This window comes from Olleya namhaensis, assembly GCF_900114005.1.
Classification (GTDB): Bacteria; Bacteroidota; Bacteroidia; order Flavobacteriales; family Flavobacteriaceae; genus Olleya; species Olleya namhaensis.
Window position 1 is genome coordinate 1 of record NZ_FORM01000006.1, and the last position, 20,029, is coordinate 20,029.

Genomic DNA, 20,029 nt, shown 5'->3' on the forward strand with positions numbered 1-20,029 from the left:
GATACTAACACTAACGGTGTGATTGAGCCAACAGAAACTTGGATCTATACTGCTAATAACTACACAGTAACGCAAGCTGATGTTGATGCTGGAATTATTACTAACACAGTAACTGTGGATGGTATTGAAATTCTTGGTAATACAGATGTAACTGCTACAGATACTTATGTAATTGATGAGAATAATACAGAAGTAACTTTCTGTACACCTACTAATGGTTTAAACATTGTTAAGTCGGCTGAAATTGCAAACGGTGAAGAATGTTTAGTAGTTGGTAGCGAAGTAACATATACATTCACTGTAACTAATACAGGTACAGTATCGGTTGACGCTATTACTGTTACAGATGTATTATTAGGTGGTGATATTACTGTTATTCCTTCTGGTGATGCTAACACTAATGGTGTGATTGAGCCAACTGAAACTTGGATCTATACTGCTAATAACTATACAGTAACGCAAGCGGATGTTGATGCTGGAATTATTACTAACACGGTAACAGTGACGGGTACTGAAATTCTTGGTAATACTGAAGTGACTGCTACAGATACATACGTGATTGATGAGAATAATACAGAAGTAATGTTCTGTACTCCTATTATTGGTTTAAACATTGTCAAGTCGGCTGAAATTGCTAACGGTGAAGAATGTTTAGTAGTTGGTAGCGAAGTAACATATACATTCACTGTAACTAATACAGGTACAGTATCGGTTGACGCTATTACTGTTACAGATGTATTATTAGGTGGTGATATTACTGTTATTCCTTCTGGTGATGCTAACACTAATGGTGTGATTGAGCCAACTGAAACTTGGATCTATACTGCTAATAACTATACAGTAACGCAAGCGGATGTTGATGCTGGAATCATTACTAACACGGTAACAGTGACGGGTACTGAAATTCTTGGTAATACTGAAGTGACTGCTACAGATACATACGTGATTGATGAGAATAATACAGAAGTAATGTTCTGTACTCCAACAGCATTAATTAACATTGTTAAAACAGGTGTTTTCAATAATGATAATGCTAATGAATGTACTGAAGTAGATGAAACAATAACATATACATTCACTGTAACAAACACTGGTACTTTATCATTAGAAAATGTTGTAATAACAGATCCATTACTAGTTAATGCTGCGACACCTGTTTCAGTGATCTATGTTTCTGGTGACTTAAACAGTAACGATGTTCTAGAGCCGACTGAAACTTGGATTTATACTGCAACGTATTTAGTTACACAATTAGATATTGATGCTACAGAAGTTGTAAACACAGCTACTATAACAGCTACAGCAATTCTAAATGGAGAAACAGCAACAGCTACAGGTCAAACGACTACAGACTTAATCGAAGATACTACACCGCCTAACGTTACAACTTGTGCGGTTCTAGATGAAACGATTGAATGTGATGGTGACAATAATGCTTTACTTGCTGATGTATGGAACGAGGCTAATATTACTGCTCTTGAAAATTGTGCTACAGATGCATGTGACAATAACGTTACAGTAACTTCAAATTATGACTTTGCTAATTTAGTATCTACTTGTGGTGCTAGCGGAACAATTGAAGTAATATATACTTTAACGGATGCTACTGGTAATGCTACTACATTCAATGCTACAGTTACTATAGTTGATACAACAGGCCCTGCATTAGTTACGCCTTTAGAATTGCCAACAAGTGTTATATGTTCTAATGTTCCTGAAGTACCTGTATTAGTATTTGAAGACAACTGTTCTGTAAATGATGTACAGATTACATTTGAAGAAACTACAACATTTACTGGTAATGAAGAAGTTTACGACTTAGTATGGACTTGGACAGCTACTGATGACTGTGGTAATGATACAGTAATTACACATACAATTAATGTGATTACAGAAGACTTTACTACACCATTAACGGCTGATAGATGTAATGAAGATGGTGCGATAGATCTTTACCAATTCTTACCAACCGATGCCGATACAACTATAGAATGGACGGTTGTAACTAATGGTACAGAAATTGTTGATGGAATGTTTGATCCTCTTGAAGTAGAACTAGGAGACTATGTCTTTACTTACACAACTTTAAATGGAGGATGTTTAAACACATATGAATTAACTATTAATATTAATGATGACTGTACAGTACTTCCATGTGGAGAAGATGATTTAAAAATATCTAAAGCTGTTACTCCAAATGGTGATAACTATAACGAGTATTTCACAGTTGGTGGATTAAACGAATGTGGTTTCATAATAGAATTACAAATATTTAACCGTTTTGGTGATATCGTTTTCGAAACTAAAGATTACCAAAATGATTGGAATGGTCAAAGTCCAAGTGGATCAGTTGGATCTGCAGGTAGACTACCAAACGGAACATATTACTATGTAGTAAAAATATTAGATAGTGGAATCGAACCAATAGCAGGTCCTCTTTACTTAGGAACAAAATAAAAACTATAAATGAAAAAAATAAAATTATATAGTATTGGAGTAATATTACTGTTGAGCTGTGCAAATGCATTAGCTCAACAATTACCACAATTTTCTCAATACATGTTTAACACTATTGCTATTAATCCTGCTTATGCTGGAAGTAGAGAAACTATTAGTGTTGTTGGTTTACACAGAAGCCAGTGGGTTGGATTAGCAGGTGCGCCAACCACTTCAACAGTATCTGTGCATGCTCCGCTTAAAAATGAGAAAATTGGTCTAGGATTATCTGTAATTAATGATGAGTTAGGTTACGAAAATTTTGTTTTTGTTTACGGAGACTTTTCATATACTATAGAGCTTTCTGAGAAAACAAAATTAGCATTCGGATTAAAAGCCGGTTTTACACACTATAATTTAGATCAAGAAGGTTTCTTAGATGATCCATCAGTAGCTATAGACCCTTTCTTTAGTAACTTTACTAATAGATGGAACCCTAACATAGGTGTTGGAGCATACTTGCACCAAAACAGGTGGTATGTAGGTTTATCTGCACCAAGAATTCTTAATACGGATTACAATCAAAGTGCTTTAGATCCTGAAGTAGATTATATAGCGCTAGAACGTGTTGGATACTATTTAACCGGAGGTTATGTGTTTGATTTAGACGAAAACACAAAACTTAAACCTTCTGCCCTAGTAAAAGTAACTAACGGAGCACCTATATCTTTTGATCTTAGTGCACACGTCTTATTTAACGAAAAATTCTGGTTAGGTGGTAGTTATAGATATAACAGAGATACATCAACAATCGGAGCTTTAGCAGATTTTCAAGTATCCCCACAAATGAGAATTGGGTATGCTTACGAACATTATATTACTGACTTGAGACCATATACTGGAGGAACACATGAAATCTTAATAATGTTTGAAGTATTCAAACCTACAAAACGTGTAAAATCACCTAGATATTTTTAAAATGAAAATAAAAATTATTTCATATTTAGTACTTTTCTTATTTGTACAACAAGCTGTCGCACAAACAAAAGTAGCGGATAACTTTTTTAGAGATTTCTCTTATGAAAAAGCAGCAGAACTTTATAAAGAGGCTCTGAAAAAAGAAGATAGTACGGAATATATTCTAAAAAGAATTGGTGATAGTTACTTTAATATCAGTAAAGTTGAAAAAGCTGAATTCTGGTACAATAAAGCAATAACCAAATATCCAACAATTGATCCTGAATATATTTATAAGTATATACAAACTCTAAGAAGTCAAAAAAAATACGATTTAGCAAATGAGTATTTAAGAGACTTCAAACTAAAAAATACCAAAGATAAACGTATCAAGGATATTGAAGTTTTTAGTATGGAAAACTATAACCAATTAACTAATACTGAAAAAGTGTATGTTGATACTGAAAATTTAGAATTAAACACACAGTATTCTGATTTTGGAGGTTATGAGTTTAAAGATAAAATGTACTTCTACTCTACTTGGGTTAAAGATTCTATTACAGACGAAAAAGAATTATATGATTGGAATAACGAGCCTTTCTTAAATATTTTTGAAGTTGATACTAAAATAGAAAAAGCTGCAAAAACATTTAGTGAACCACAAAAACTTAATTCGTCAATTAATACAAAAGATGATCATGAAGGTTTAGTGACTATTACCAATGATGGTAAAACAATGTACTTTACTAGAAATAACGTTAATAAAAAAGAGAAACGTAAATATTCAAAAGAAGGAACCTCTAATTTAAAGATATATAAAGCAACGCTATCGGGAGAAAAATGGAGCAATGTAGTAGAGCTTCCTTTTAATAACGATGCTTATTCTTGTGGCGCACCAGCTTTAAGTCCTGATAACAAAACGTTATATTTTGTATCTGATATGGAAGGTGGTTTTGGTCAAACCGACTTATATAAAGTATCAATAAAATCGGATGGCACTTACGGTGTACCTAAAAACTTAGGAGCAGAAATTAATACCGAAGGAAACGAGAAATTCCCGTTTGTAGCTAAAGATTCTACGCTTTACTTTTCAAGTGATGCCAATTTAAATTTAGGATTACTTGATATATTTGAAACTAACTTATTAAAGATAAAAAGAAACGATTCTACGGAAGTATTTATCAAAAATCTTGGAGCGCCATATAATAGTCCTTTTGATGATTTTTGTTACTTTATTGATACAGAAACGCAATCAGGTTACTTCTCTTCAAATCGTGAAGGAGGAAAAGGTGGTGATGACATCTATGCTTTTGGTAAATATGAATGTAAACAAACTGTATCTGGAGTAGCATACGATAAACTATCTAACAAGCCTTTAGATAAAGTAAGAGTAGCATTACTAGACATAGATGGTAAAGTTATAGATACCTACTTTACTGAAAAAGATGGAAAGTACGAGTTTAAAGATATCGCTTGTGATAAGACGTTTACAGTTTTAGGTGAGCGAGTAATTTATAGACCAGACAAACAAGGATTTGTAACATCGCCAAATAACGGAGATGAAACAACTATAGATTTATACCTAGACCCATTAATTGTAGATAATGAAATAGTTATTAACCCAATTTACTTTGATTACAATAAATCAGACATCAGAACTGATGCTGCATATGAATTAGAGAATATTGTTGCTGTAATGAGAGAACATCCTAAGATGATTATTAAAATCGAATCTCATACTGACGCTAGAGGACGTGATGCTTACAATTTAAAACTGTCTGATAGACGTGCTAAGTCAACTAGAGATTATCTTTACTCAAGAGGTATTGAGGATGGCAGAATACAAAGTGCTATAGGGTATGGAGAATCACAAATACTAAATCACTGTACTAACGGTGTAAAATGTACTGATAAAGAACATGAAGAGAATAGACGATCTAAGTTTATAATCACAAATCAATACAAATAAATAAAAAAAAGCCTTTCTAAATTAGAAAGGCTTTTTTTATGTTATGCGGATTAGTGAATAATTATATCTAAAAACAACATTGTATTTTTCGCATTCTTTTATAATACGTTGAAACTTTATAGGCAATTGTATCAATTAACAACATTAAGCGCAGCCGCTTTGCTATAACAGTTATTATACAACAAAAGTATTAACTCCTACACAAGAAGCCTTAAAACAACGCTTATAACTAAAATAGCATGTACATATTACATTAGTTAAAATTCGTAATCCCTAATAACAGAAAGAGACTTATATCTATAACTATAAACGCCATTCCCTAAATAATTGTTACAAATTTGGTCTACATAAAAAAAGCCTCAACAATATAACTATTGTTGAGGCTTTTTCATCCTATTATAAATCCGTGATTTTTACATCAATTAAAAATCATGTAAAAAATATAATTATTTCTTCATAAAAATATTAGTAAAATACCATTTGTTATTTTCTCCTAACTCTGCAGAAATTTCAAAATCTGTGTAATCACCTTCAATATTACCTCTATGTCCTTCACTATTTAACCAGGCATTTACTACTGATGCAGCACTTGAAAATCCATAAGCGACATTTTCAGATACTTTTACGGCATCTGCATTATCTACTAAGAACGATTTTCTAGTAAAAAAATGATCGTGATTTACCTCATTAATATCTGTCATATAATCTGTATGACTAAAAGCTTGTCCTTTTATAAGCTGGTGACTAACCAAAACGTTTAAACCAATACTTATACGGTGTTGATTAATAAGTTCTAAAATTTCAATTTCAATTGGTTTTGCTTCTGGGATAACTAGAGCTTCAACATTATAATCTGCAGTTTCATCTAAGCTATCAGTTGAACAAGATGTTAAGGTTATTGTTAGTAACATAACAGTCAGTAGGTAGGTAAATTTTCTCATTTTTAAAGAGTTAAGTAGGTTTGGGACTTTAAAAATAGAACAGGTTACTCTAACAAACTGTTAAAGAAATGTTAAAATCGATTAAAAACATGCTTTTTGACGTTTCAATATGCTTTTAATCGATTAAATACATATTATAAATGTATTTAAACGATTAAATCATGGAGATAAACGGTTTTTAACCCAATTAAACTCAGCATCTAATGCATATAGAATTCTATCATGCAATCTATTAGGTCTACCTTGCCAAAACTCAATAGAAATAGGTTTTATAATAAACCCTCCCCAAAACGTAGGTCTCTCAATTTCTTTCCCTTCATAATCAAGCTCAAGCTGCCTTAATTTAAATTCTAATACCTCTCTACTCTCTACAATACTACTTTGATTTGATACTATTGCACCTAGTTGACTACCACGTGGACGAGATTCAAAATAACCATCACTTAAATTCTCTGCTATTTTTTCCGCCTTTCCTTTAATTATGATTTGTCGTTCTGCACCATGCCAGAAAAAGGATAAACATACATTTGGATTATTAAGTATCGCTTTTCCTTTTTCGCTATCATAATTAGTATAAAAAATAAAGCCTTCATATGTGAATTTTTTAAGAAGCACCACTCTACTTTTAGGAAATCCGTCGCTACCAATAGTAGCAACTGTCATCGCGTTAGTTTCGTCTTCAGGAAAATGTTGATCCACTTCATTAAACCAAGACCTAAAAAGCTCTAATGGGTTTTCAGGTGTGTCTTTTAATAACAACGCTCCTTTCTCGTAAGTTTTTCTGTAATTACTTAAGTCTTTTTCCATAACATTAATTTATATGTAAATTTACGCGTTTTTTACTATTTTTAAGGCATGATGTATTCTCAACTTTTGGTAAGTATAATTCTAATTATTTGTGGTTTTTTAGTGAAGAAATATCCAGATCTAATTGCTGGATACAATACATTAAGTCCTTCTGAAAAAGCAAAAATAGATAGTAAAGGTTTAGCCTTATTTTTAAAACAAGTATTAGTTGGTTTAGGAATACTTAATATAGTATCCTTTTTATTATTAACACTTAACCACGTAAGTGACAAAAACATCTTATACTTTAATAGTGTACTATTAATTGTATTACTTCTTATAAGCCTTTTTGTAGTTAATAGGCGTTATAAAATTTAAAACTCAAAAACTTTACCATCGTCACCAAGTACAACATTGTCAAAGATTGTTTGTGCTTCGGTTTTAAAAACATTTAAATCGTCGTAACGTGTAGAATAATGTCCTAATATTAACTGTCCAACATTAGCTTGCTTTGCAATACTTGCTGCTTGTTTTGCAGTACTATGTTTTGTTGGGGCTGCTAATTTAGCATGTTTTTCTAGAAAAGTAGATTCGTGATATAATACGTCTACGTTTTTTATAAGTGGTATTATATCTTCTTTATAAGCCGTATCGCTACAAAATGCATAGCTTTTAGGTTTATTAGGTGCTTTGGTTACGGTTTCGTTCTTTACAACCTCTCCCGCTTCATTTGTAACATCTGCCCCTTGTTTTAACTTTCGATAATAAGACACATCTATATTTTCATTTAAAACAGCATTCATATCTAATTTACGGTCTCCTGGCTTTTCTTTAAATAAAAACCCGTTAGTGTAAATTCTATGATCTAAAGGGATGGTGCGTACTTCAACCTTTTCATCCTCAAAAACAATTTCTGACTCCTTATTAGTTAACTCATGAAACGTAAGCTTGTAATTAGTCCAAGAATTGGCTAACTTCATTTGAAGTGTAATGACTTCTTTTAACCCTTTCGGGGAATAAATATGTAGCTCCGTATCACGTCCTAATAATCTAAAAGTAGAAATTAATCCGACTAACCCAAAAAAGTGATCGCCATGTAAATGCGAAATAAAAATGTGCTTAATGCGACTGAACTTAATTTTATTTTTTCTTAGTTGTACTTGCGTTCCCTCTCCACAATCTATTAAAAAAATGTGATTATTAATTTCTAATACTTGAGATGTAGGATTAGTAAATGTACGTGGTGTTGCACTGTAACAACCTAAGATATTTAATTTCATTAAAGAATATTAATTTAATTATAAGACAAAATAAAATTCACTAAAAAGGTGTTTTAAAACCCTAAATCGCGTTCCATAACTTCCATTTCAATAATGTCGTGTGCTTCTTGAAGCGTTGGTACAATTATTATTTCGTCCGGCGTGTTGTCTGTATCTGCACCTTCGTTAACTATTACAAAAGAATGTTTTGCAGCGCGGTGTTGATTAGATACTCTTAAAAACTCAATAACATCTTTTAAAGACACCACTTTTGTAGCATTTAAATTAACGATAATATTATTATTTTTAAATTTAGGATATAGTGTTTCTATTTTTTTAACTAATTCTATAACCGTAGCATTTTCTTGGGTTATAATTGCTAAGTTTTCATTTTGATCTATAATCATAACTATTGTTTTATTTTAGAAGCTAATAAGTAAATTACCGCCATTCTAACCGCTACTCCATTTTGTACTTGATCTAAAATAATGGCTTGTTTAGAATCTGCAACGTCACTAGTAATCTCTACACCTCTATTTATTGGTCCAGGGTGCATTATTGTAATCTCTTTGTCTAGGCTATCTAATAATGCCTTATTAACTCCGTATTGTTGTGTATATTCTCTTGTAGATGGAAAATAACTTATATCCATTCTTTCATTTTGTACGCGCAACATATTTGCTACATCACACCAATTAAGCGCCTTTCTTAAATTAGTTTCTACCTTTACTCCTAATTTTTCAATATGTTTTGGTAATAATGTTTTAGGACCACAAACCATGACATTAGCACCTTGCAACTTTAAAGCATAAATATTAGATAATGCAACACGACTGTGTAGTATGTCTCCAACAATAACCACGTTTTTACCTTTAACACTACCTAAACGCTCTCTTATAGAATAGCTGTCTAATAAGGCCTGTGTTGGATGCTCATGCGCTCCATCTCCTGCGTTGATGATACTAGCATTAACATGCTTGGATAAAAAGACACCTGCTCCTGGATTTGGATGGCGCATAACAACCATATCCACTTTCATGGATAATATATTATTTACAGTATCTATTAATGTTTCTCCTTTTTTTACTGACGATTGCGAAGCCGAAAAATTAATGACATCCGCTGACAATCGTTTCTCTGCTAATTCAAAGGACAGTTTTGTACGTGTAGAGTTTTCAAAAAACAAATTCGCAATAGTAATATCACGAAGAGATGGTACTTTTTTAATAGGACGATTAATAACTTCTTTAAAGTGATCTGCTGTCTTAAAAATAAGCTCTATATCTTGTTTATTAAGATACTTGATTCCTAATAAATGTTTGACACTTAACTCGCCCATATTATTTGTTTTCAGTTTTAAATAGCACTGTTTAAATAGCTATTGTATTGATGATTATAATCTTGTTCCTTTTATTAACTTACTATTTTGTTAGATAAATGCTATGTAAAGCATTTAAGCAAGTTTATGTTTAGTTATTAACTAAATATACAGCATCTTCTCCTTCATTTTCCATCCAGTTTACTTTTACCTTTTCGTTATTTATAGCATCTACTTGACGACCTCTATAATTTGGTTGTATAGGTAAATGTCTACTAAAACGCCTGTCTATTAAGGTTAATAATTCAATTTCTTTAGGTCTTCCAAAAGATTGAATTGCGGTCAAAGCTGCACGAATACTACGTCCAGTATAAAGTACATCGTCAATAAAAACAATATTTTTATCTTCAACTTGTACATTAATCTCTGTAGTATTAGCTTCTAATGTGGTGTCTCCTCTTCTAAAATCATCTCTATAAAACGTAATATCTAGATGTCCTAATTGTAAGTTTTTAATTTTGTAATCCTCTTTTAGCATGGTTGCTAAACGGTTAGCCAAATATTTACCTCTAGGTTGTATACCAACTAAAACGGTATTAGAAAAATCATTATGATTTTCGATGAGTTGACAAGCCAATCTATGTAGAATGATGTTGACTTCTGTTGCGTTAAGTAGCACTTTTTGACTCATAGTATTCCAAACGGGTTTGGTAAACAAAGGTAAAGTAAATTATTATAAGTTGAAAGCTGTTTTTGTACCAAATAAAAAAGCCTCTCATTTCTGAGAGGCTTTTAATATTGATAAAAACTTTAAAGCTTATACTTTACCGTCCATTTTATCTTTTAACGCTTGTAAAGCTTCGTTAGCATCACCTAAAGTTGGTTTAGCTTCGTCAGCTTGAGAAGCTGCCTTTTTAACAGCTGCTTTTACATTTGCCATTTCTTCTGCTTTAAATATAGCAGTATGAGATGCAACAACACGTTTGAATTCTTTGTTAAATTCGATAATCTTGAATTCTGCAGAATCACCTTTCTTTAACATCTTACCGTCTTCTTTTTCAAGGTGACGAGATGGTACGAAAGCAACGATATCTTCGTTAAATTCAATAGTAGCTCCTTTATCTACAACATCAGCGATTTCAGCTGTGTGTGTTGTACCTAAAGCAAACTCAGTTTCGTATTTATCCCAAGGATTATCAGTTGTTTGTTTATGACCTAAAGATAATTTACGTCCTTCAACATCTAACTCTAATACTACTACATCTAATGTATCACCTACGTTACAGAACTCAGATGGATGCTTGATTTTCTTAGTCCAAGATAAGTCAGAGATGTAAATTAATCCATCAATACCTTCTTCTAATTCAACAAAAACACCAAAGTTTGTAAAGTTACGTACAATACCTGAATGCTTAGAACCTACAGGATATTTAGTTGTAATATCTGTCCATGGATCAGCAGATAATTGCTTGATACCTAATGACATTTTACGATCTTCTCTATCTAAAGTTAAGATTTGTGCGTCAATTTCGTCACCAACTTTTACAAAGTCGTTAGCAGAACGTAAATGAGTAGACCATGACATTTCTGAAACGTGTACTAAACCTTCAACTCCTTCTGCAACTTCGATAAATGCACCGTAATCAGCGATTACAACAACTTTACCTTTAACTTTATCACCTACAGCAACAGTTTCTCCTAAAGCATCCCAAGGATGTTTAGATAATTGCTTAAGACCTAATTGGATTCTAGACTTATCTTCATCAAAGTCTAAGATTACAACATTTAATTTTTGATCTAACTCAACAATCTCATTTGGATGGTTAATTCTTGACCAAGATAAATCTGTAATGTGAACTAATCCATCAACACCACCTAAATCAATAAACACACCATAAGAAGTAATGTTTTTAACAACACCTTCTAATACTTGTCCTTTTTCTAGTTGACCAATGATTTCTTTTTTCTGCTCTTCAATATCAGCTTCAATTAAAGCTTTATGAGAAACTACTACGTTTTTGAATTCGTGGTTGATTTTCACAACTTTAAATTCCATAGTTTTGTTTACGTACTGATCGTAATCTCTAATTGGCTTAACATCAATTTGAGATCCTGGTAAGAATGCTTCGATACCAAAAACATCTACAATCATACCACCTTTAGTACGACATTTAACAAAACCGTTAACGATTTCTCCAGTTTCATTAGCTTTAATTACTCTATCCCAAGCCTTAATTACACGAGCCTTTCTGTGAGATAATACTAATTGTCCTGTTGCGTCTTCACGTACATCAATTAATACCTCAACCTTGTCTCCTACTTTTAAGTCTGGATTGTATCTAAATTCGTTTAAAGAAATAACTCCTTCAGATTTAGCGTTGATGTCAATAATTGCATCACGATCTGTCATGTGCACTACTGTTCCTTCAACAACCTCATCATCTAAAGTATCTACGAAATTTTCTGATACTAATTTTTCAAATTCTTTTAATTGAGAATCTTCAACTTCATCAATTCCTTCTTCGTAATTGTGCCAGTTAAAATCTGCTAAGAATTTTTCAGGGTTTGCTTGAGCTTCAGATACTACTGGAGCTACTTTTGTTTCTGCAGTTACTTCTTGAGATGCAACTTCTGCTTGTTTTGCTTTTTCAGCCATTTAAATAAATTTAATAATGTACTTCCCGCTTTCGCTGAAATATAAATACATTATGTTTTTGTATTCTGTTATGTCTAGAAGAATTAGGCGCTAACACACAGAAGTGTTATAAATAAAATTGTTTTAATCCCTTTTCATCTTTCTTGTATGCGCCAAAAAGGAGTGCAAAAATACTACTTTTTAATAATACAGCCTAATAGTAATATAAAAATATTAAAACACTGAGCTTCAGCATACTAATTAATTATAGTTTTAAACTAAAAAATGCTTTTAATCGGATAAATCAATCATTTTATCTAAGTTGATTCTAAATAAGGTTTTAGATAATCAACCTATTATTTTATTTACTATATTTAATCAAGAATTAATATTTAAAAACAAATTATTTATGGCTGTAAGAGCAAAATATCAAGGTGTACTTGATTTAGGAGAAAAATTAAAGATCGCTAACGGAGACGTTACTGAAGAAAATGGTGTATTAAAAGTTAAAGGAACTGCTGGTACGCAATATGAGAAAAACTTAATATGGGATGCAATCAAAGCTGCTGGTGGAGATAGCCCTTCTGATATTATGGCAAACATTGATGTTGCAGACGAAAGTCTTTATGCAAGACATACTGTTGTAGGTGGAGACACTTTAGGTAAAATTGCTAAGCATTACTACGGTAACGCATCTAAATACACTGCTATTTTTGAAGCTAACAAGGATATCTTAAAGAATCCTGATATGATCAATGTAGATCAAGAATTAAAAATCCCTAATTTATAGGCATTTTATACCAATTAATAAAAGCGGATTGTTAAGCGTAAGCCAACAATCCGCTTTTTTTATGCTTTAATCTAATTAGGCTAAATCTTCTAGTGTCTTATTTACTAAATTAAGTACAGTATCAAATTGTTGTTCTAATGTTAAATCAGAATTATCAATGGCTATAGCATCTTCTGCTTGTACTAAAGGGGAGTCTTCTCTATGAGAGTCTATATAGTCTCTTTCTTTTACATTTCTTAATACGTCCTCGTATTTTACATCATCTCCTCTACCAATCAACTCATCAAAACGTCTTATGGCACGTTTATCTGCTGATGCTGTCATAAACAATTTTAATTCTGCGTAAGGAAACACAACTGTTCCAATATCACGACCATCCATAACGACACCTTTATCTTTACCCATTTTTTGTTGCTGTTTAACCAACTGGTAACGCACTTCTGGGATCGCTGCTACTTTACTAACAAAACTAGAGACTTCTAAAGTTCTAATTTCTCGTTCTATATTAACACCGTTTAAATAGACTTCTGCAAATCCTAATTCTGGATTAAAAGTAAAGCTTATTACTATTTTGTCAAGGTTTGAAACTAAAGCATCAACATCAAACTGATCTTTATCAATCCAACCATTTTGCATAGTATATAAAGTAACCGCCCTATACATTGCACCAGTGTCTACATAAATGTAACCTAAATGTTTTGCTAATTGCTTTGCTACTGTACTTTTTCCTGTAGATGAAAAACCGTCTATGGCTATGGTAATATTTTGCACTTATTTTGTTTTAGAATGTAAAAATAGGAATTAAAATTCGGAAATATAAGGTTGAAATAAGGCTGTTTTATAAAGTCAATTACTGCAATCATAATCAAAACAAATAATAATACTACTCAAACAGAGGGAAGTCTCCTGTGTAATAATACTCAAAATCAATAACTTCTCCTGTATCTAAGGTATCACGTCCAATCAAATAATACGTTGTACCAACATGTAAACTAGAATAAGATTTTGCCGAAATAAAAGTAACAGTCTCTCCTGGTTGATAAATTTTGACAGATTTTACCTCTGGCGTATCATATGCTGAAGCTTCATTTAAAATTAAGCTGTAATTTTTAAATCTTAAATTATTAGCATTCCAACGTATAGTAGCATGCTCTTTTAGTTTGAATGGTATATTTAAGCATTTAGCATAGCGTTCGTCTTCAGACACATCTTTTTTAGAATCATACATCAAAGCGCAAAAAACACCAATAAACATGATTACAAAAAAGAAGAGACCAGCAAAAACAATTCTTTTAACTCTTTTAGAATTATTAGACATGTATTGCTAGTATTAAGCTACAAGGTTAGCAACAATATCCCTAACTGGTAATATTGCTTTAGTATGCTCAATACTTGGTCCTGCAACCCACACAGTTTTATAAGTTGCTTTTTTAGCTGCATTTTCTGTGGCTTTCATCCCTATTGAAAAACGAATCATTTTAACCCATTTTTTCAACTTCTTGTTTTTATTTAAAACGCGCTCTATCCACGTTTGCTTTGTACCTATTTTTTGTACGTAAGGTGTATTGATTACTGTACAAGGTGTCCCAGAGATACGCTCTGTCATGATAATATCCTTTTCGCCGTAATCGACACAAGCCTGCTTATACTCGTCAGTAACTCCTGCTTCTACAGATGCAATAAATGGACTACCAACAGACACTCCTTCTGCGCCGTAACTTATCATTTTATCAATATCCGCTTTACAACCTACACCTCCTGCAGATATTACAGGAATTGTTAAGGCTTGACTTAATTGATTAGTCAACTCTTGAGGTGTTAAATTACCTCTATGCCCTCCTGCTTCGTTATTAACAGCAATAGCAGCATCTGCACCCAACAGCTCTACTTTTTTAGCAAAACGTAAGTCTGTAACATCACAAAACACTTTTATACCTGCTTTGTGAGCCTGTTTTATAGTTTCTTCTGGGCTTCCTAGAGATGTAATTATAAAATCACAACCTTCTTCACATAAGACCCTTAGTTGTTCTTTATATTTAATGTTGGACTTGTTAACTATTAGGTTAAACCCAAAAGAGCCTCCTTCAACCTTATTAGCTTTTAACTCTATTATAGCAGCTCTTAACTGCTCTAATGTTCTATAATTAAGTGCAGGAATACATCCAGCAATACCAGCCTTCATCCCTTCCGTTACCATAGCAACGTTAGACACTAAAAACATTGGTGCTTGTATAATTGGATATTTTATATTTAAAAGCTGAGTTAATTTAGTTTCCATAATCATTAAATTGTTTAAACAAATATAGCATAAATTTATTATGCATGCATAGTTTTTTATTCCAATTATTAACACAAAAAAAACGCAATCAAATTAATGATTGCGTTTTTATATTTGTTAAATCTAATAAGATACTCAGTCAAGCTGAGCATAAGTGATTCACTCAAGTTTTACTAAACAAAACTTGGTTCTCTGCTTACTTTACTTCTTCGAAATCTACATCTTCAACATCACTGTTTTCAGTTGTATCTGCTCCTGCATCAGGACCTGGTTGCCCAGCTTGACCATCTGCTTGTGCTTTGTACATTTCTTCGCTAGCTACTTTCCAAGCTTCGTTAATTTTCTCTAAAACTGGCTTAATAACTGCTACATCTTTAGATTCGTAAGCTGCTTTTAATTCAGTTAAAGCTGCTTCAATTGGTGCTTTTTTATCATCAGATAATTTATCACCAAATTCTTTTAATTGATTTTCTGTTTGGAAAATCATAGAATCAGCTTCGTTTAAAGTCTTAGCGTTTTCTGCTGCTAAAGCATCAGATTCAGCGTTTGCTTCTGCATCAGCTTTCATTTGCTTAATTTCTTCTTCAGTTAAACCAGAAGATGCTTCAATACGAATATCTTGTGTTTTTCCTGTAGCTTTATCTCCTGCAGAAACTTTAATAATTCCGTTTGCATCAATATCAAAAGTTACTTCAATTTGTGGAACACCTCTTTGTGCTGGTGGTAATCCATCTAAGTGAAAACGTCCAATTGTATTGTTATCTGCTGCCATAGCACGTTCACCTTGTAATACGTGAATCTCTACTGATGGTTGGTTATCTGCTGCTGTAGAGAAAACCTGAGACTTTTTAGTTGGTATAGTTGTATTTGCTTCGATTAACTTAGTAAATACGTTACCCATAGTTTCGATACCTAATGATAAAGGTGTTACGTCTAAAAGTAATACATCTTTTACATCTCCTGATAATACTCCACCTTGGATACCAGCTCCTAAAGATACAACCTCATCTGGGTTAACGCCTTTTGAAGGTGCTTTTCCAAAAAATGCTTCTACTGCTTTTTGTACTGCTGGGATACGTGTAGATCCACCTACTAAAATAACTTCGTCAATATCAGATTTTGATAAACCTGCTGCTTTTAAAGCTGTTTGACAAGGCTCAATAGTACGTTTTACTAAATCGTCAATTAACTGCTCAAATTTAGAACGTGTTAATGTACGTACTAAGTGTTTTGGTCCACTTGCAGTCGCTGTAATATATGGTAAATTGATTTCTGTTTGCTCAGAAGAAGATAATTCAATCTTCGCTTTTTCTGCTGCTTCTTTAACACGTTGTAAAGACATTGGATCTTTTCTTAAGTCCATACCTTCTTCTGCGTTAAACTCATCAGCTAACCAATCAATAATTTTTTGATCAACATCATCTCCACCTAAGTGCGTATCTCCATCTGTAGATAATACTTCAAATACACCATCTCCTAATTCTAGGATAGATACATCATGTGTTCCTCCACCAAAATCAAATACTACTATTTTTTGGTCAGTACCTTTCTTGTCCATTCCGTAAGCTAAAGCTGCTGCTGTTGGCTCGTTAATGATACGACGTACTTTTAAACCTGCAATTTCTCCTGCTTCTTTAGTTGCTTGACGTTGTGAGTCATTAAAGTAAGCTGGTACAGTAATAACTGCTTCAGTTACATCTTGACCTAAATAGTCTTCAGCAGTTTTCTTCATTTTTTGAAGTACCATAGCAGATAATTCTTGAGGCGTATATAAACGACCATCAATATCTACACGTGGTGTATCATTATCACCTTTAACTACTTTGTAAGGTACGCGTTCTGCTTCTTTTTTAGAATCAGAGTACTTGTTACCCATAAAACGTTTAATAGAATAAACAGTTTTTGTTGGGTTAGTTACTGCTTGTCTTTTTGCTGGATCACCAACTTTAATTTCGCCTCCTTCAACAAAAGCGATAACTGAAGGTGTTGTACGTTTACCTTCTGCGTTTGGGATTACAACTGCTTCGTTACCTTCCATTACAGAAACGCAAGAGTTTGTTGTTCCTAAATCGATTCCAATAATCTTACTCATAATTTTATATAATTTAAATTTTGTATTGTAATTGTTACGGTATCAGTAAGTCAATGATTATGCCAAGACAACCTAACTGACATGATGGCAGAATCTTAATAAAGAAGACTATTATTTTAACTATTATATGTCCAACAAAAAACTATATTTGTCGGCTAATACTAAAACGATATAGTAATATGGAATGTATTTCAGTTTTTGACATGCTTAAAATTGGTGTAGGTCCTTCTAGTTCTCATACACTAGGTCCTTGGCGCGCTGCAGAGCGTTGGATACACGAGCTTAAAGCAGCTAATTTATTTGACCAAGTACAACGTGTTACTATTGACTTATATGGCTCATTATCTTTAACAGGAAAAGGACACGCCACAGATTTAGCAGTCATGTTAGGACTTAGTGGCGCAGATCCAGAAAGAATCCCTACAGATACTATTGATATAATAATAGCCTCTATTACTAATACTCATAAAATTGTTTTAGACAACCAACGTATTATTTCTTTTGACAAAAAAGAAGACATTATATTTAACCGAGCTTTTTTACCGTTTCACTCAAACGGAATAAAATTTACCGCTTACGCTGAAACAGAAATACATACCTCTACCTTCTACTCCATTGGTGGTGGATTTGTTGTTAAAGAAGAACGTACGGTCGATGCTGAAAATAAAGAACTAAAAAAAGAATTCCCGTATCCCATTGATAAAGCTACCGAGTTACTAGCCTTTTGTCAAAGTGAAAACAAAACAATATCAGAAATAGTTTTAGAAAACGAACGCTCTCTTAGAACGGACGAAGAAATTGATTTTGAATTACACCGCATCTGGGACACTATGCTAGAGTGCATGTTTATTGGGTGTCATACAGAAGGTAATTTACCTGGAGGACTAAACGTAAGACGTCGCGCTTTTGACACACACAAGCGTTTAAATATAGAAATGCCTTACACTACACCTCAAGAGTGGTTAGAAAGCATCAGGAATAGTGAAGTCAAATTTAGACAAATCTTAAAATGGGTAAGCTGCTTCGCTTTAGCAGTAAACGAGGTTAACGCATCCCTTGGACGTGTTGTTACAGCGCCTACAAACGGAAGTGCTGGAGTAATACCATCTGTTTTAATGTATTATATGGTAATCGAAAATCATGATGCCAACTTTGATGACATTAAAAAATTCTTACTTGTCGCCAGCGAAATTGGAAGCATCTTTAAAAAAGGCGCAACTATTAGTGCCGCAATGGGAGGCTGTCAAGCGGAGATTGGTGTATCTTCTGCTATGGCGGCAGCAGCTTTATGCGACTTACTTGGCGGAAGTACAGAACAAGTTATGATTGCAGCAGAGATTGCAATGGAACATCATTTAGGTCTTACTTGCGACCCTATTGGAGGTTTAGTACAAATACCATGTATAGAGCGTAACAGTATGGGTGCCATAAAAGCTATTAATGCAGCAGAGCTTGCTTTGGATACAGACCCTAAAAATGTAAAGGTACCATTAGACAAAGTCGTGGATACCATGTGGGAAACTGCAAAAGACATGAATACAAAATACAAAGAAACTAGTGAAGGTGGTTTAGCTGTTAGAGTAAACATGTCCGATTGCTAATCCGTTTAACAGTACAATACCATAGCTTTTACTAGCACCAATAACATATAAAAAGGCTAAGTATAAGGGACTCAGTCTAAAAGAAAAATTTAGCAATACGTCTTTAATTTAGTACATTTACAATCTATATAAACAACGCAATATGTCTGTAGCAAAAAAAGAATATAAAAGAGTTACCGTAAAATCATTAGTAGATATGAAAAAGAATGGAGAAAAAATCTCCATGCTTACTGCCTACGATTACACTATGGCTAAAATAGTAGATGGTGCCGGTACAGATGTTATATTAGTAGGTGATTCTGCAAGTAATGTAATGGCTGGACATGAGACAACCTTACCTATTACTTTAGATCAAATGATTTATCACGCCTCTTCTGTTGTACGTGCTATACATCGTGCATTAGTTGTTGTAGATTTACCATTTGGTAGTTACCAAAGTGACCCAAAAGAAGCGCTACGTTCTGCTATCAGAATCATGAAAGAATCTGGCGGACATGCTGTAAAAATGGAAGGTGGTAAAGAAGTAAAAGACTCAATAAAACGTATTTTACATGCTGGTATCCCTGTTATGGGACACCTAGGATTAACGCCACAGTCTATATATAAATTTGGTACTTACACCGTACGTGCTAAAGAAGAGCAAGAAGCTGTACAACTTAAGGAAGACGCTTTAATGTTAGAAAAAGCAGGTTGTTTTGCAATTGTATTAGAAAAAATACCGGCTAAATTAGCGCAAGAAGTAGCAGAAAGTGTTTCTATTCCTGTTATCGGAATTGGTGCTGGTGCTGGTGTTGACGGACAAGTACTAGTTACACATGATATGATTGGTATGACACACGAGTTTAACCCAAGATTTTTACGTCGATACATGAATCTTTACGAAGACATGACTAATGCTATGAAGCAATACGGAGAAGATGTAAAAAGTGGTGACTTCCCTAGTGATAAAGAACAGTATTAATTCAGC

The 20,029-nt window shown here is 33.1% G+C and carries 18 protein-coding genes; 7 read left to right on the forward strand and 11 right to left on the reverse strand.

Translation table 11 applies throughout. The annotated features are described in order from the left end of the window. From BMZ09_RS10120 to BMZ09_RS10130, 3 genes are all read left to right on the forward strand, one after another. A partial coding sequence (locus BMZ09_RS10120; protein WP_143067810.1) for a T9SS type B sorting domain-containing protein occupies nt 1–2,457 on the forward strand: 2,457 nt, incomplete at its 5' end. Between the two features lie 9 nt (nt 2,458–2,466). Continuing rightward, the gene (locus BMZ09_RS10125) at nt 2,467–3,414 is read left to right on the forward strand and encodes a PorP/SprF family type IX secretion system membrane protein (protein WP_090840145.1); all 948 of its coding nucleotides are present in this window, start codon (nt 2,467–2,469) and stop codon (nt 3,412–3,414) included. Nucleotide 3,415: 1 nt separating this feature from the next. Beyond that, entirely contained in the window at nt 3,416–5,362 is a 1,947-nt protein-coding gene (locus BMZ09_RS10130; protein WP_090840148.1) for an OmpA family protein, read from the forward strand. Nucleotides 5,363–5,808: 446 nt separating this feature from the next. Here BMZ09_RS10130 and BMZ09_RS10135 read toward each other — a convergent pair whose 3' ends face one another. Beyond that, entirely contained in the window at nt 5,809–6,303 is a 495-nt protein-coding gene (locus BMZ09_RS10135) for a CAP domain-containing protein (RefSeq protein WP_090840150.1), read from the reverse strand. Between the two features lie 159 nt (nt 6,304–6,462). Further along, nucleotides 6,463–7,110, reverse strand: a complete 648-nt coding sequence (gene pdxH / locus BMZ09_RS10140; RefSeq protein WP_090840152.1) for a pyridoxamine 5'-phosphate oxidase — start codon at nt 7,108–7,110, stop codon at nt 6,463–6,465. Nucleotides 7,111–7,158: 48 nt separating this feature from the next. Between pdxH and BMZ09_RS10145 the strand changes: the two genes are divergently transcribed. After that, a complete protein-coding gene (locus BMZ09_RS10145; RefSeq protein ID WP_090840154.1) occupies nt 7,159–7,467 on the forward strand; it encodes a DUF3784 domain-containing protein in 309 nt (102 codons plus the stop codon). On the opposite strand, the gene BMZ09_RS10150 is transcribed toward BMZ09_RS10145, so the two are convergent. The 5 genes from BMZ09_RS10150 to rpsA form a co-directional block, all read right to left on the reverse strand. Next, nucleotides 7,464–8,369 (reverse strand): ribonuclease Z, encoded by a 906-nt coding sequence (locus BMZ09_RS10150; RefSeq protein ID WP_090840158.1) that lies wholly within the window; start codon nt 8,367–8,369, stop codon nt 7,464–7,466. The genes BMZ09_RS10145 and BMZ09_RS10150 overlap by 4 nt on opposite strands. A gap of 53 nt (nt 8,370–8,422) precedes the next feature. Next, nucleotides 8,423–8,755, reverse strand: coding sequence for a ribonuclease Z (locus tag BMZ09_RS10155; protein WP_090840161.1), 333 nt, complete (start codon nt 8,753–8,755; stop codon nt 8,423–8,425). A 2-nt stretch (nt 8,756–8,757) separates the two neighbouring features. After that, nucleotides 8,758–9,687 (reverse strand): aspartate carbamoyltransferase catalytic subunit, encoded by a 930-nt coding sequence (locus tag BMZ09_RS10160; RefSeq protein WP_090840163.1) that lies wholly within the window; start codon nt 9,685–9,687, stop codon nt 8,758–8,760. 130 nt (nt 9,688–9,817) lie between these two features. After that, nucleotides 9,818–10,357: a bifunctional pyr operon transcriptional regulator/uracil phosphoribosyltransferase PyrR gene (gene pyrR, locus BMZ09_RS10165; RefSeq protein ID WP_090840165.1), complete on the reverse strand. Its 540-nt coding sequence runs from the start codon at nt 10,355–10,357 to the stop codon at nt 9,818–9,820. A gap of 126 nt (nt 10,358–10,483) precedes the next feature. After that, nucleotides 10,484–12,322, reverse strand: a complete 1,839-nt coding sequence (rpsA, locus tag BMZ09_RS10170) for a 30S ribosomal protein S1 (protein ID WP_090840167.1) — start codon at nt 12,320–12,322, stop codon at nt 10,484–10,486. A gap of 388 nt (nt 12,323–12,710) precedes the next feature. Here rpsA and BMZ09_RS10175 point away from each other — a divergent pair, with 388 nt between their 5' ends. Continuing rightward, nucleotides 12,711–13,091 (forward strand): LysM peptidoglycan-binding domain-containing protein, encoded by a 381-nt coding sequence (locus BMZ09_RS10175; RefSeq protein ID WP_090840650.1) that lies wholly within the window; start codon nt 12,711–12,713, stop codon nt 13,089–13,091. A gap of 75 nt (nt 13,092–13,166) precedes the next feature. On the opposite strand, the gene cmk is transcribed toward BMZ09_RS10175, so the two are convergent. The 4 genes from cmk to dnaK all read right to left on the reverse strand — a co-directional run bounded on the left by cmk (nt 13,167) and on the right by dnaK (nt 17,461). Further along, the gene (cmk, locus tag BMZ09_RS10180; protein WP_090840170.1) at nt 13,167–13,862 is read right to left on the reverse strand and encodes a (d)CMP kinase; all 696 of its coding nucleotides are present in this window, start codon (nt 13,860–13,862) and stop codon (nt 13,167–13,169) included. A 112-nt stretch (nt 13,863–13,974) separates the two neighbouring features. Next, nucleotides 13,975–14,409 (reverse strand): hypothetical protein, encoded by a 435-nt coding sequence (locus BMZ09_RS10185; protein ID WP_090840172.1) that lies wholly within the window; start codon nt 14,407–14,409, stop codon nt 13,975–13,977. Between the two features lie 12 nt (nt 14,410–14,421). After that, nucleotides 14,422–15,369: an NAD(P)H-dependent flavin oxidoreductase gene (locus tag BMZ09_RS10190; RefSeq protein WP_090840174.1), complete on the reverse strand. Its 948-nt coding sequence runs from the start codon at nt 15,367–15,369 to the stop codon at nt 14,422–14,424. 196 nt (nt 15,370–15,565) lie between these two features. Next, nucleotides 15,566–17,461 carry a molecular chaperone DnaK gene (dnaK, locus tag BMZ09_RS10195; RefSeq protein ID WP_090840176.1) on the reverse strand — a complete coding sequence of 632 codons (1,896 nt, stop codon included), beginning with the start codon at nt 17,459–17,461 and terminating at the stop codon, nt 15,566–15,568. Nucleotides 17,462–17,640: 179 nt separating this feature from the next. Between dnaK and BMZ09_RS10200 the strand changes: the two genes are divergently transcribed. Next, a complete protein-coding gene (locus BMZ09_RS10200; RefSeq protein ID WP_090840179.1) occupies nt 17,641–19,062 on the forward strand; it encodes an L-serine ammonia-lyase in 1,422 nt (473 codons plus the stop codon). A 142-nt stretch (nt 19,063–19,204) separates the two neighbouring features. Beyond that, nucleotides 19,205–20,023 carry a 3-methyl-2-oxobutanoate hydroxymethyltransferase gene (gene panB / locus BMZ09_RS10205; protein WP_090840181.1) on the forward strand — a complete coding sequence of 273 codons (819 nt, stop codon included), beginning with the start codon at nt 19,205–19,207 and terminating at the stop codon, nt 20,021–20,023. The last annotated feature ends 6 nt before the right edge of the window (nt 20,024–20,029 follow it).